The 12,262-nt window shown below is 60.7% G+C and carries 14 protein-coding genes; 5 read left to right on the forward strand and 9 right to left on the reverse strand.

Annotated elements, in window-relative coordinates; genetic code table 11:
* Window positions 1–43: 43 nt before the first annotated feature.
* From trmD to ffh, 4 genes are all read right to left on the reverse strand, one after another.
* Window positions 44–796, reverse strand: a complete 753-nt coding sequence (trmD, locus tag HBN98_RS03475) for a tRNA (guanosine(37)-N1)-methyltransferase TrmD (RefSeq protein WP_003221981.1) — start codon at window positions 794–796, stop codon at window positions 44–46.
* A gap of 3 nt (window positions 797–799) precedes the next feature.
* Window positions 800–1,336 carry a ribosome maturation factor RimM gene (gene rimM, locus HBN98_RS03480; protein WP_003221979.1) on the reverse strand — a complete coding sequence of 179 codons (537 nt, stop codon included), beginning with the start codon at window positions 1,334–1,336 and terminating at the stop codon, window positions 800–802.
* Between the two features lie 5 nt (window positions 1,337–1,341).
* Complete coding sequence (rpsP, locus tag HBN98_RS03485) at window positions 1,342–1,593, reverse strand: 30S ribosomal protein S16 (protein WP_003185073.1); 252 nt, start codon at window positions 1,591–1,593, stop codon at window positions 1,342–1,344.
* 306 nt (window positions 1,594–1,899) lie between these two features.
* The gene (ffh, locus tag HBN98_RS03490; protein ID WP_008081630.1) at window positions 1,900–3,276 is read right to left on the reverse strand and encodes a signal recognition particle protein; all 1,377 of its coding nucleotides are present in this window, start codon (window positions 3,274–3,276) and stop codon (window positions 1,900–1,902) included.
* A 195-nt stretch (window positions 3,277–3,471) separates the two neighbouring features.
* Between ffh and HBN98_RS03495 the strand changes: the two genes are divergently transcribed.
* From HBN98_RS03495 to HBN98_RS03505, 3 genes are all read left to right on the forward strand, one after another.
* Window positions 3,472–4,284, forward strand: a complete 813-nt coding sequence (locus tag HBN98_RS03495; RefSeq protein WP_064586117.1) for a cytochrome C assembly family protein — start codon at window positions 3,472–3,474, stop codon at window positions 4,282–4,284.
* Window positions 4,285–4,296: 12 nt separating this feature from the next.
* A complete protein-coding gene (locus HBN98_RS03500; protein WP_083366920.1) occupies window positions 4,297–5,529 on the forward strand; it encodes an HlyC/CorC family transporter in 1,233 nt (410 codons plus the stop codon).
* Between the two features lie 357 nt (window positions 5,530–5,886).
* On the forward strand, window positions 5,887–7,203 hold the full coding sequence (locus tag HBN98_RS03505; protein WP_083366921.1) for an MFS transporter: 1,317 nt from the start codon (window positions 5,887–5,889) through the stop codon (window positions 7,201–7,203).
* Between the two features lie 94 nt (window positions 7,204–7,297).
* Here HBN98_RS03505 and purT read toward each other — a convergent pair whose 3' ends face one another.
* The 5 genes from purT to HBN98_RS03530 form a co-directional block, all read right to left on the reverse strand.
* The gene (purT, locus tag HBN98_RS03510; protein ID WP_024011715.1) at window positions 7,298–8,479 is read right to left on the reverse strand and encodes a formate-dependent phosphoribosylglycinamide formyltransferase; all 1,182 of its coding nucleotides are present in this window, start codon (window positions 8,477–8,479) and stop codon (window positions 7,298–7,300) included.
* Between the two features lie 100 nt (window positions 8,480–8,579).
* Window positions 8,580–9,047, reverse strand: coding sequence for a hypothetical protein (locus tag HBN98_RS03515; protein WP_064586113.1), 468 nt, complete (start codon window positions 9,045–9,047; stop codon window positions 8,580–8,582).
* A gap of 218 nt (window positions 9,048–9,265) precedes the next feature.
* Window positions 9,266–9,475, reverse strand: a complete 210-nt coding sequence (locus HBN98_RS03520) for a DUF1289 domain-containing protein (RefSeq protein WP_064586112.1) — start codon at window positions 9,473–9,475, stop codon at window positions 9,266–9,268.
* A complete protein-coding gene (locus tag HBN98_RS03525; RefSeq protein ID WP_047601386.1) occupies window positions 9,472–9,996 on the reverse strand; it encodes a gamma carbonic anhydrase family protein in 525 nt (174 codons plus the stop codon). The genes HBN98_RS03520 and HBN98_RS03525 overlap by 4 nt, the downstream gene beginning before the upstream one ends.
* 47 nt (window positions 9,997–10,043) lie before the next feature.
* Window positions 10,044–10,643: a CoA pyrophosphatase gene (locus HBN98_RS03530; RefSeq protein WP_007967803.1), complete on the reverse strand. Its 600-nt coding sequence runs from the start codon at window positions 10,641–10,643 to the stop codon at window positions 10,044–10,046.
* A 146-nt stretch (window positions 10,644–10,789) separates the two neighbouring features.
* On the opposite strand from HBN98_RS03530, the gene HBN98_RS03535 reads away from it, so the two are divergent.
* Window positions 10,790–11,341 (forward strand): NUDIX hydrolase, encoded by a 552-nt coding sequence (locus HBN98_RS03535; protein ID WP_083366922.1) that lies wholly within the window; start codon window positions 10,790–10,792, stop codon window positions 11,339–11,341.
* Window positions 11,342–11,424: 83 nt separating this feature from the next.
* Window positions 11,425–11,940 carry a L,D-transpeptidase family protein gene (locus HBN98_RS03540; protein WP_064586109.1) on the forward strand — a complete coding sequence of 172 codons (516 nt, stop codon included), beginning with the start codon at window positions 11,425–11,427 and terminating at the stop codon, window positions 11,938–11,940.
* The last annotated feature ends 322 nt before the right edge of the window (window positions 11,941–12,262 follow it).

Genomic DNA, 12,262 nt, shown 5'->3' on the forward strand with positions numbered 1-12,262 from the left:
TGTGCTCCTAAGGTAAATCAACTGATCTACCATCGATACGTTGTTAACTATCGTCCCGCTCGCGGATGTATTCCTCGAGCAGCTTCTTCTCTTCTCCAGAAAGCGAGCGGCTTTCCAGAAGATCGGCGCGTCGTTCATAGGTCCTACCAAGGGACTGCTGTAAACGCCAACGCCGGATATGCGCGTGATTGCCACTTAGCAACACGTCGGGAACACGCTGATCCGCATACACCTCAGGTCGGGTGTAGTGCGGGCAATCCAGCAGACCATCCGTAAAGGAATCTTCCTCAGCGGAATCCGCATGCCCTAAAGCTCCAGGCAGCAGTCGTGTAACCGCATCGATCATGACCATGGCCGGCAGCTCGCCGCCAGACAGTACATAGTCACCAATCGACCACTCTTCATCGACATGAGCCTCAATAAAGCGCTCGTCAATGCCTTCATAGCGGCCGGCAATCAGGATCAATGCATCCGATTTTGCCAACTCGCGTACCGCCGACTGAGTTAGTTGACGGCCTTGGGGGGACAGGTAAATCACCTTCGCCGCCTCCCCGGCTGCTGCCTTGGCCTGAACCAGAGCATCTTCCAGGGGCTTGATCTTCATCACCATGCCCGGACCACCGCCAAACGGGCGATCGTCCACAGTGTGATGCCGATCCGTCGTGTAATCCCGCGGATTCCAACAGGTCAGCTGCAACAGCCCCTGTTTGACCGCACGACTGGTAATGCCGTACTCACTGATGGCCGAGAACATCTCGGGGAACAGCGTAATGACGTCTACGCGCAGGCTGGCCATTGCTTAGAAGTCCGCGTCCCATTCCACCCTCATCACGCCTGCATCCAGGTCGATTGCCAGCACGCATTGCTCTGTGTAGGGCAACAACCGCTCGCGATCATCCAGGCTGCCCGCGCAGGGCTTGACCACCAATACATCGTTCGCACCGGTCTCCAACAAGTGATCAACCTTGCCGAACAATTGCTCGTCCTGGTTGATGACGCTCAGACCCTGCAACTGGTACCAGTAGTACTCGTCGCCTGTCAGGTTGGGCAAAAGGCTTCGCGAGATGCAAATCTCATAACCGCTCAGAAGACGGGCTTCATCGCGATCGTCGAGGCCTTTGAGCTTGGCAACCAGATCCTTTTGAGTGGATCGGCCGCTGACCAGCTCGACCTGTTTCACCACGCCTTCGCGCCGAAGCGTCCAGTTGCGGTAGTCCAACAGGTTTTCAATCGGATCGGTAAAGGAAAAGACCTTCACCTCGCCGCGAACGCCGTGAACCGAAAAAATCTTGCCGACAACGATCAGGTCATCAGCTTTTTCTGGCGTCGCGCTCATACTGCTCAGGCTGCAGCCTTGGCAGATTCCTTCAGCAACTGAGCAACACGCTCAGAAGGCTGTGCACCAACGCTCAGCCAGTAGGCTACGCGCTCTTGGTTCACGGACAGACGGATTTCCTGACCACGGGCAACAGGGTTGAAGAAACCAACCTGTTCTTTGTGGGAGCCGTCACGCGGGTTACGCGAGTCGGTTACGGTCAGGTGGTAAAACGGGCGCTTTTTGGAGCCGCCAAGGGCAAGACGGATTGTTAGCATGTGAACATCGTTCCTGTAGTCGGTGCTGCAAATCTAAATGCACAGCGGGCATGGGTGCCCGAAAGGCCGCATATTCTAAGGAATATCCGGACTTTTGCAAATGACTTTTTCCGGCGCCTATGGCATGCCGTGCGGATTTGCATGTAGAGCCGTCGATGAAAACGGCCAGTCAGCTCCCGCCGAGTGCGGGTTTGCTGTTGATCCCGCGTCCTTGCGGGGTCTGCGCCGGTGCGACGACCGGCGAGATTCTTGTGTCCCGTCTCAGCCACGCGCCATAAATGAGCAGAATGGGTGAGACGGGACACCTTACATTTTCGGCATGCCGCCGCCGGGCAACATTCCGCCCATGCCGCGCATCATTTTCGCCATTCCGCCTTTGGCGGTGAATTTCTTCATCATCTTCTGCATCTGCTTGTGCTGCTTGATCAAGCGGCCGATGTCCTGCACCTGAGTGCCGGAACCCATGGCGATCCGGCGCTTGCGCGAACCGCTGATCAGCTCAGGGTCGCGGCGCTCGGCCGGGGTCATGGAGTTGATGATGGCTTCCATCTGCTTGAACTGCTTCTCTGCAGCATTCTGGGCATTGCCCATTTGCGACAGGTTGACGCCGCCGATGCTCGGCAGTTTGTCCATGAGCCCGCCGAGGCCGCCCATGTTCTTCATTTGTTGCAGCTGATCGCGGAAGTCTTCGAGGTCGAAGCCCTTGCCCTTCTTCAGCTTCTTGGCCAGTTTATCGGCCTTGTCCTTGTCGAGGGTCGCTTCGGCCTGTTCGATCAGGCTGAGCACGTCGCCCATGCCGAGGATCCGCGAAGCAATACGCTCAGGGTGGAACGGATCGAGCGCTTCGCTCTTCTCGCCCATACCGATGAACTTGATCGGCTTGCCGGTGATTGCGCGGACCGACAACGCGGCACCGCCACGGGCATCACCGTCGACCTTGGTCAGGATCACACCGGTCAGCGGCAGCGCATCACCGAAGGCCTTGGCCGTGTTGGCGGCGTCCTGACCGGTCATGGCGTCGACCACGAACAGCGTTTCGACCGGGTTGATCGCGGCGTGCAGCGCCTTGATCTCGCCCATCATCTCTTCGTCGATGTGCAGACGACCGGCGGTGTCGACGATGACCACGTCGATGAACTTCAGTTTGGCTTCTTTAATAGCTGCGGTGGCGATATCCACCGGCTTCTGGCTCAGGTCGGACGGGAAGAACGTCACGCCGATGTCGTTGGCCAGGGTTTCCAGCTGTTTAATAGCCGCAGGACGGTAAACGTCCGCCGACACGACCATCACCGACTTCTTTTTGCGCTCTTTAAGGAAGCGCGCCAGTTTGCCGGCCGTGGTGGTTTTACCGGCACCCTGCAGACCAGCCATCAGAATGACCGCTGGCGGCACGGCGCTCAGGTTCAGGTCTTCGTTGGCCGCGCCCATCAGGCTTTCGAGTTCGGCCTGGACGATCTTCACGAACGCCTGGCCCGGCGTCAGACTGCGCGACACCTCGGTGCCGACAGCGCGCTCCTTGACCGAATTGACGAAGTCCTTGACCACCGGCAGGGCGACGTCGGCTTCGAGCAACGCCATGCGCACTTCGCGCAGGGTGTCTTTGATATTGTCTTCAGTCAGCTTCGCCTTGCCGGTGACATGGCGCAGCGTCTGCGAGAGACGGTCGGTTAAGTTTTCAAACATTGCGCGATCCTTTCAGGCCCTGTGTAGACCGGGATAATGGCGGCCCAGACCGGATTCAACTTGTGCTCGGCGAGCCTGCGGCGTGGGCAGGTCGCGGATTATAGCGAAGACTGCGTCGGGCGGACACCTCGCACTTTCGTGGCATGACGGTTCTATGCCAAACTCAGCGCCTTTCGGGCCTGCTTAACAGGATTTATGCTCCCCTTGTCACCCAGTTTGCTGACCACACTCGCCGCCGCGCTTCTTTATGCCGCTGCGACCCTTTATCAGGGCACCCGCCTGGCCTCCGGCGCCAAGGCGAACAAGCGCCTGCTGGTTACGCTCGGCGTCCTCGCCGTGCTCGCCCACAGCGCCAGCCTGCTCACTCACCTGTTGACGCCGATCGGCCTGGGCCTGGACTTCTTCAGCGCCGCCAGCCTGATCGCCGCCGCCGTTATCGCGCTGACACTGCTGGCCTGCTCGCGGATCCCGGTGGAAAACCTGCTGGTGCTGCTGTTCCCGCTGGGCGCGGCCACCGTGCTGCTGGCGCAATTCGCCCCGGCGGGCACCGTACAGATCATCGACGAAGAGCCGGGCATTCTCGCTCACATCCTGCTGTCGATCCTCGCCTACGGCATGTTCACCATCGCGGTGTTCCAGGCCCTGCTCCTGCTGGTGCAGGATCACCAGCTCAAGCACAAGCACCCGTCGGGCCTGATCAAGAACTTCCCGCCGCTGCAAACCATGGAAAGCCTGCTGTTCGGCTTCCTCTGGGCCGGCTGGACGCTGCTGTCGCTGTCGCTGATCTCCGGCTGGCTGTTCGTCGAGAACCTGTTCGCCCAGCATCTGGTGCACAAGACCCTGCTGGCGTGCCTGGCCTGGATCGTGTTCAGCGTGCTGCTGTGGGGCCGCAATCGTCTCGGCTGGCGCGGTCACAAGGCGATTCGCTGGACCCTCGCCGGTTTCTGCCTGCTGATGTTGGCGTATTTCGGCAGCAAACTGGTTCGTGAATACATCCTGCACATCTGACGGGCGGCATAAATGGACGGTTTGCCCATAGGGCCGATGCTCGCGGTATTTGTCCTGCTGATTTTATGGTCGGGGCTGTTTACCGCCGTCGAAATCGCGCAGCAGCACCTGCTCGCCAAACGCACCGCCTCACGCGCCAGCGATAAACCGCTGGCGAAGCTGAGCTTCCCGCTCGACAGCCTGATCCTCTGCAACACCCTGTGCCGCGCCCTCGCGGTGGTCATCGCCACGCTGCTGGCGATCTTCCTGTGCGAAGAGAACGGCCCGTGGGCAGCCTGCCTCGGCGCCGCTGCCGTGCTGCTGGTGTTTGCCGATTACTTCCCGCGCACCGTGGCCCAGCGCTATCCGGAGGCCGTGCTGTCCTTCGGCAATACCCTGCTGGCCGTACCGCTGAAAATCCTTTATCCGCTGGCCTGGCTGCTGAGCAGCATCAGCGGCGTGCTGCTGCGCCCTTTCGCCCGCAAGCCACAAGTGGTGCAGCAGAGCGACGACGAAGATCCGACTGATCACCACGAAGACCCGGAACATCCGTCGCGCAGCCATCCGGTTTCGGGCATCCACGCGCTGGACAACATCACGGTCAACGACATTCTGGTGCCGCGCAGCGATGTCGACGGGATCAACCTCGACGACTCGATCGAAGAGATCATCGAACAACTGCGCCACAACAAGCGCACGCGCCTGCCGGTGTTTCACAGCGACATCAACCAGGTCGAAGCGGTGCTCAACACCCGGCAGATCCGCCACCTGCTCAACGATGGCACGCTGACCCGCGAAGCGTTGCTGGCCGCCAGCTACGAACCGTACTTCGTCCCGGAAAGCACGCCGCTGCAGCTGCAACTGCTGAACTTCCACAAACAGCAGCGTCGCCTGGGCATGGTGGTGGACGAGTACGGCGAAGTGCTGGGCATCGTCACCCTGGAAGACATTCTCGAAGAGATCGTCGGCGAATTCGAAAGCGAGCACAGCCTGGACAATCCGCACATTCATCCCCAGGGCGACGGGCGCATGGTGATCGACGGCACCGCGTCGATCCGCGAACTGAACAAATGCCTGGGCTGGCACCTGCCCAGCGACGGGCCGAAAACCCTCAACGGCCTGGTGACCGAAGCGCTGGAGACCATTCCGGAAAGCGCGGTGTGCCTGAAAATCGGACGTTACCGGCTGGAAATTCTCGAGACCGAGGAGAACCGCGTGAGCAAGGTGTTGATCTGGCATACGAGCTCGGTGCCCGCCAAGGTTTAAGCGTTTTTGTGACGAGGGAGCTTGCTCCCGCTCGGGCGCGCAGCGGCCGTAAATGTGTTGGGGTCGCTTCGCCACCCAGCGGGAGCAAGCTCCCTCACCACTGGAAGATCAATCGACGTCAATCCGCTGCATTCTTTTGCTCTTGTTTGATCGTTAGCCCCCTTCCTATAATCGAGGCGCTTACCCAAGCGCCGCCGAACCTCGTGCTTACCCCGCACAAGACAGGTTTCGGCTATTTCCACATCACCCCGGCGACTGTTCCTACTCGAAACAGCGACCGCGCCTCATCCCACATCCCTGGGTGCTCGACCATAATAATTCGCTCCAACGGAGCTCATGACTGTCAGGGATCACCGCATGACGACCAGTACCGCTTACAGCGCCACCGCGCCTGCCCAGCCGACCAACTCTGCCACCCGCGTGGCGACGGCGAGTTTCATCGGCACCGCCATCGAGTTCTACGACTTCTACGTCTATGCCACCGCCGCCGCATTGGTGATCGGGCCGGTGTTCTTCCCGCAAACCTCCGGCACTGCGCAGATGCTCTCGGCGTTTCTCACGTTCGGCATCGCTTTCCTCGCCCGACCGTTGGGTTCGGCGCTGTTCGGCCATTTCGGTGACCGCATCGGGCGCAAATCGACCCTGGTCGCCTCGCTGTTGCTGATGGGCGTGTGCACCACGCTGATTGGCGTACTGCCGGGTTACGACAGCATTGGCGCCTGGGCACCGATTCTGCTGTGTGTGCTGCGGTTCGGTCAGGGTTTGGGGCTGGGCGGCGAATGGGGTGGCGCGGCGCTATTGGCGACGGAAAACGCGCCCAAGGGCAAACGGGCGTGGTTCGGCATGTTCCCGCAGCTCGGCCCGTCTATCGGTTTTCTCGCGGCCAACGGCCTGTTCCTGACCCTGGCCATGACCCTCAACGACGAACAATTCCGCAGCTGGGGCTGGCGGATTCCGTTCCTGCTCAGCGCGGTGCTGGTGATGGTCGGTCTGTACGTGCGCCTCAAGCTCCACGAAACCCCGGTATTCGCCAATGCCATCGCTCGTCAGGAGCGGGTCAAGGTGCCGCTGGTCGAGCTGTTCAGCCAGTACTGGGCGCCAACCCTGCTCGGCGCGGCGGCGATGGTGGTGTGCTACGCGCTGTTTTACATCTCGACGGTATTTTCCCTGAGCTACGGCGTGTCCACCCTCGGCTACAGCCGGGAAACGTTCCTTGGATTGCTTTGCTTTGCCGTACTGTTCATGGCCGCCGCAACGCCGCTGTCCGCCTGGGCCAGCGACCGTTACGGGCGTAAACCGGTGCTGATCATCGGTGGCGTGCTGGCGATTCTGTCCGGATTCCTGATGGAACCGTTGCTGACACAGGGCTCGACCTGGGGCGTGGCGCTGTTCCTGTGCATCGAGCTGTTCTTGATGGGCGTGACGTTTGCGCCCATGGGTGCACTGCTGCCGGAGCTGTTCCCGACGCACGTGCGCTATACCGGCGCATCGGCCGCGTACAACCTCGGCGGCATTGTCGGCGCCTCGGCGGCACCGTTCTTCGCACAGAAACTGGTGGCGATGGGGGGGTTGAGTTATGTAGGCGGGTATGTGTCGGCGGCAGCGGTGCTGAGTTTGATTGCGGTGCTGTGCCTGAAGGAAACGCGTGGCAACGATCTGAATCAGGTTGCCTGACAGAAGATCAAAAGCTTCGCGAGCAGGCTCGCTCCCACATTTGGAATGCATTTCCCTGTGGGAGCGAGCCTGCTCGCGAATGCCGCGCCTCGGTTTACAGCTCTACAACAACAGCCTGAGACGCACGGGTTGCCTTGGCACGAGCAGCCTCAATCGACTCATCCCGCGCCAACGCCACGCCCATGCGGCGCTGACCGTTGACTTCCGGCTTGCCGAACAGACGCAACGCGGTATCCGGCTCGCTCAGCGCGGCGCCGAGGTTGGCGAAGGCGGTTTGAGTCGACTGCCCTTCCACCAGAATCACCGCCGAAGCCGAAGGGCCGAACTGACGGATCAGCGGCACCGGCAGGCCAAGAATGGCGCGGGCATGCAGCGCGAACTGCGACAGGTCCTGGGAAATCAGGGTCACCAGACCGGTGTCGTGCGGGCGCGGCGAAACTTCGCTGAACCACACCTGATCACCCTTGATGAACAACTCGACGCCGAACAGACCGCGACCACCCAGTGCCTCGGTCACGGCTTTGGCCACGCGCTCGGACTCGGCCAGGGCAATCGGGCTCATGGCCTGTGGCTGCCAGGACTCCTGATAGTCGCCCTTCTCCTGACGGTGACCGACCGGTGCGCAGAACGTGGTGCCACCGATGTGGCGCACGGTCAGCAGCGTGATTTCGTAATCGAAATCGATGAAGCCTTCGATGATCACCCGGCCTTTGCCGGCGCGGCCGCCTTCTTGCGCGTAATCCCAGGCTTTCTGCACGTCATCGGCGCTGCGCAGCAGGCTCTGGCCTTTGCCCGAGGAGCTCATGACCGGCTTGACCACGCACGGGAAGCCCAGGTCCTGGACGGCTTTGCTGTAGTCCTCGAAGGTGTCGGCAAAGTGGTACGGCGACGTTGGCAGGTCCAGCTCTTCAGCCGCCAGACGACGGATGCCTTCACGGTTCATGGTCAGTTGTGCGGCGCGCGCGGTCGGAATCACGGTGAAGCCTTCGGCTTCGAGTTCGACCAGAGTGGCGGTGGCGATCGCTTCGATTTCCGGCACGATGAAGTGCGGCTTCTCGGCTTCGATCACCGCACGCAGGGCGGCGCCATCGAGCATGTTGATCACGTGGCTGCGATGCGCAACCTGCATGGCCGGCGCGTTGGCGTAACGGTCGACGGCAATCACTTCAACGCCCAGGCGTTGCAGCTCGATCACCACTTCCTTGCCCAACTCACCACAGCCACACAGCAATACGCGGGTCGCGGTCGGCGACAATGGAGTTCCGATACGGGTCATCTCAGGTCCTCAAAGAAGCGGATCATCGAGGAAAGCAACGCCAGACGCGCTTTCCATGGGGAGAAAGCGCGGCATTTTACATGAACCCGAGGGTTTGGCTTCAGCTGGCGACAGCCTGTTTGCGCTCACGCCAGGCCATGATCAGCCAAACCGCAGTCACGCCGGCGAACTTCGAGGCCAGTGCGGTGATGATCACCGGCGGCGTCATCAGGTCGATCATGCCGAAGAAGATGAAGGTGTCGAGAGGAATGCTCAGCGCCGAGCTGATCCACAAGCGGTCACGCAACGGGCGTTTGGTGACGCTGAACACCAGCCAGTCGATGCATTCGGAGATCGCGAACGCCGTGGCGCTGGCCAGGGCGATGGACGGATCGGAAGTGACGTAGGACAGCACCAGCGCTGCCAGCATCGCCACGATGGCGCCGTGGCCGAAACGGGTCTGCACCATGTCGCGCAACACAAACACCAACCCGCCCCACGCCGACCAGATGATGTCCAGGTGGGGGGCGGTGGAAAAGGCGAAGTTGATCAGCACGACGCTGCTGATGTAGGCGATGAGAAAAATCATGGCGGCGACCTGGGAAATTGGCGCACAGGTTACTTGAGGAGAAGATTTCGGCCAAGTCAGCTTACGATTTGTATACAAGGTTGAGGCTTACCTGTGGCGAGGGAGCTTGCTCCCGTCAGGCTGCGCAGCAGTCCCTGCTTTCAAGAGCAAAAGAGGGGGCCGCTTCGCGCCCCGGCGGGAGCAAGCTCCCTCGCCACAAAAGCGCTTCGACCGATATCTCAGCGCTTGGCCGGGATCATCCACACCAATCCACTCGCCTTCGCCCGCTCATGACACAACCCCAGCACCACGCGGCGCTCGTCATTGGTCATGCGGCCCCAGCGGGTGATCTCCGCGACCGTACGCTGGCAGCCAGTACAAATGTCATCCTCATCCAGTGCGCAGATATTCACGCATGGCGAGGCGACAGGTCTTTCAGGCGTGCTCATTGTTCTTGCTCTACCAGATCACGCGCGTAGCGCTGCGAGTTATGCACATAGTGCGCGGCGCTCGCTTCGAGCATCTTCTTCTGCGGCTCGGTCAGCTCACGCACGACCTTGCCCGGCGAGCCCATCACCAGCGAACCATCCGGAATTTCCTTGCCCTCGCCGATCAGCGAATTGGCGCCAATGATGCAGTTCTTGCCGATCTTTGCGCCGTTGAGTATCACCGCGTTAATGCCGATCAGACTGTAATCGCCGACGGTGCAGCCATGCAGCATGGCGTTATGACCGATGGTCACGCCGGTGCCGATGGTCAGCGGATAGCCCATGTCGGTGTGCATCACCGTGCCGTCCTGGACGTTGCTGTTCTTGCCGATCAGGATCAGTTCGTTGTCGCCGCGCAGCACGGCGTTGAACCAGACGTTGGCGCCCTCTTCCAGTTTGACCTTGCCCACCAGCACGGCATTGGGCGCGACCCAGCTCTGTGGGTGGGTGTCGACGCGGGCGTCGCCCAGGCGGTATTTCATCTTGTTTTCCTCAGGGCTCACGATGACGGGCCATTCGAGCGATGGCTTCAGGTATTGATATAGCTTTTGGGGGGATGGTGCAGGCTGATCTGCTCGTCATAGAGCAGATTGATCAACTCGACGATCATGATCGCCGTCAGCCCCCAGATCTTGAATTCGCCGTAACGATAACTCGGCACATACCAGCTACGGCCCTGGTAATCGATACGGTGCGTGTGTTCGCGCGGGTCTTTGCGGAAGAATTCCAGCGGCACGTTGAAGACTGCAGCGATCTCGGCATCGTTGGCCTGGTATTCGACAAAGTCCGGGATCACCCCGACATAAGGCGTGACCTTGATCCCGTGCAGCGAAATCAACGGGCTGAGCGGGCCAATCACCTCGACCAGCCCCGGCGGCAGGCCGATTTCTTCCTCGGCCTCGCGCAGGGCGGTGAAAATCAGGTCAGGGTCTTCCGGGTCGCGGCGTCCGCCGGGAAAAGCAACCTCGCCGCCGTGGGTCGAGAGGCCGCTGGCGCGCAGGGTCAGCACCAGCTCGGGCTCGTCACTGCGGGTGATCGGCACCAGAACAGCGGCCTCGGGGAAACGTTTATCGGTCTCCAGCGTGCGCGGTGTGTGGTTGCTTACCCGATGCAGTAGCTCGTCCAGCATGAGTGTTCTCGATCTGTGCCTTACCCTGCATCATGCACCAATCATGGCAGCCGCCCAAGCCCCTCGCCGGGCCATGTCGCGAAACGACAACTTGCCGACCGGCACCGCTGCACGCCAAGATAGGCGCAGCATTCAGGAACCCCAGCATGAAATTTTGCAGCCAGTGCGGCAACCCGGTGACCCAGCGTATTCCCGAAGGCGACTCGCGGCTGCGATTTGTCTGTGACAGCTGTCAGACCATTCACTATCAAAACCCCAATATCGTGGCCGGTTGTGTCGCGACCTGGGGCAGCCAGGTGTTGCTCTGCCGCCGCGCCATCGAACCGCGCCTCGGTTACTGGACGCTGCCCGCCGGGTTCATGGAAAACGGCGAGACCATCGAGCAGGCCGCCGTCCGCGAAACCGCCGAGGAAGCCTGCGCCCGGGTGCGCAACCTGAGCATCTATACCCTGATCGACGTGCCGCACATCAGCCAGGTGCACGTGTTCTTTCGGGCCGAACTGGCCGATCTGGATTTCGCCGCCGGCCCCGAGAGCCTCGAAGTGCAACTATTCGACGAAGCCGACATTCCCTGGGACGAGCTGGCTTTCCGCACGGTGGGGCGTACCTTAGAATGCTTCTTCGCTGACCGCCGCGCCGAAACCTACCCGGTTCGCTCCGAGTCGATACCGCCGCTGGCTCAGCCTGCCATTGACTGACTCAAAAAATCCAAAGATCAAAAGATCACAGCCTTCGGCAGCTCCTACACTTAACACTGCGTCATTCTTGGGGAATCGTTTCAATGCGCTGGTTGCTTGCCCTGTTTTGCCTGTCGTTCGTCTCAGTCTCCCAAGCGTCCTTCGTGACCACCGTGACGCCGTCGAATACCCCGATGATCGAAAAAATCCTGGTGCTCAAATCGGCGCATCAACTGCAGTTGATTGCCGATGGAAAGCCGATCAAGACCTATCGCATCTCCCTGGGCAAGGGCGCGAAAAAAGGTCCGAAACTGATTGAAGGCGACAAACGCACCCCGGAAGGCTTCTATTGGATCGACTGGCGCAAGGTCAGCGAAAAATTCAACCTGGCGATGCACATCTCCTACCCGAACATCAGCGATTCGGCGCGCGCCCGGCGTGAAGGCGTCGAGCCTGGCGGGATGATCATGATCCACGGCACGCCCGACACCGAGGACACGCCCGAAGATCTGTTCCACACCCTGGACTGGACCGACGGCTGCATCGCCATGCGTAACATGGACATGCGCGAGGTCTGGGGCCTGGTGCCGGACGGCACGATGATCGAGATTCGCCCTTAAACGGACCGACAATCTGTGGCGAGGCAGCTTGCTCCCGCTCGGTTGCGAAGCAGTCGTAAAAGCTGAACACGCGGCACGTCAGACAGTTAGCGGTGACTGGGTTTGGGGCTGCTTCGCAGCCCAGCGGGAGCAAGCTCCCTCGCCACAGATGTGACCAACCACCGCTACCTTTGGTCGCTCTCGAAAAAATAAATCAAAAGATCGCAGCCTTCGGCAGCGCCTACAGGGGTGATACCACTCTCGACTGTAGGCGCTGCCGCAGGCTGCGATCTTTTGCTTTCTGCATGCCACCTCTAATACCACTTCAAGACAACCCGCCCAT

It is taken from the genome of Pseudomonas koreensis (genome assembly GCF_012986595.1).
Classification (GTDB): domain Bacteria; phylum Pseudomonadota; class Gammaproteobacteria; order Pseudomonadales; family Pseudomonadaceae; genus Aquipseudomonas; species Aquipseudomonas koreensis.

Coding starts and splice junctions, on each gene's coding strand:
- trmD (WP_003221981.1), bottom strand. CDS start 796: ATGGCCAGCCTGCGCGTAGACGTCATTACGCTGTTCCCCGAGATGTTC.
- HBN98_RS03515 (WP_064586113.1), bottom strand. CDS start 9,047: ATGATTTTTCTCATCGCCTACATCAGCAGCGTCGTGCTGATCAACTTC.
- ffh (WP_008081630.1), bottom strand. CDS start 3,276: ATGTTTGAAAACTTAACCGACCGTCTCTCGCAGACGCTGCGCCATGTC.
- HBN98_RS03505 (WP_083366921.1), top strand. CDS start 5,887: ATGACGACCAGTACCGCTTACAGCGCCACCGCGCCTGCCCAGCCGACC.
- HBN98_RS03525 (WP_047601386.1), bottom strand. CDS start 9,996: ATGAAATACCGCCTGGGCGACGCCCGCGTCGACACCCACCCACAGAGC.
- HBN98_RS03500 (WP_083366920.1), top strand. CDS start 4,297: ATGGACGGTTTGCCCATAGGGCCGATGCTCGCGGTATTTGTCCTGCTG.
- HBN98_RS03540 (WP_064586109.1), top strand. CDS start 11,425: ATGCGCTGGTTGCTTGCCCTGTTTTGCCTGTCGTTCGTCTCAGTCTCC.
- HBN98_RS03535 (WP_083366922.1), top strand. CDS start 10,790: ATGAAATTTTGCAGCCAGTGCGGCAACCCGGTGACCCAGCGTATTCCC.
- rimM (WP_003221979.1), bottom strand. CDS start 1,336: ATGAGCGCGACGCCAGAAAAAGCTGATGACCTGATCGTTGTCGGCAAG.
- rpsP (WP_003185073.1), bottom strand. CDS start 1,593: ATGCTAACAATCCGTCTTGCCCTTGGCGGCTCCAAAAAGCGCCCGTTT.
- HBN98_RS03530 (WP_007967803.1), bottom strand. CDS start 10,643: ATGCTGGACGAGCTACTGCATCGGGTAAGCAACCACACACCGCGCACG.
- purT (WP_024011715.1), bottom strand. CDS start 8,479: ATGACCCGTATCGGAACTCCATTGTCGCCGACCGCGACCCGCGTATTG.
- HBN98_RS03520 (WP_064586112.1), bottom strand. CDS start 9,475: ATGAGCACGCCTGAAAGACCTGTCGCCTCGCCATGCGTGAATATCTGC.
- HBN98_RS03495 (WP_064586117.1), top strand. CDS start 3,472: ATGCTCCCCTTGTCACCCAGTTTGCTGACCACACTCGCCGCCGCGCTT.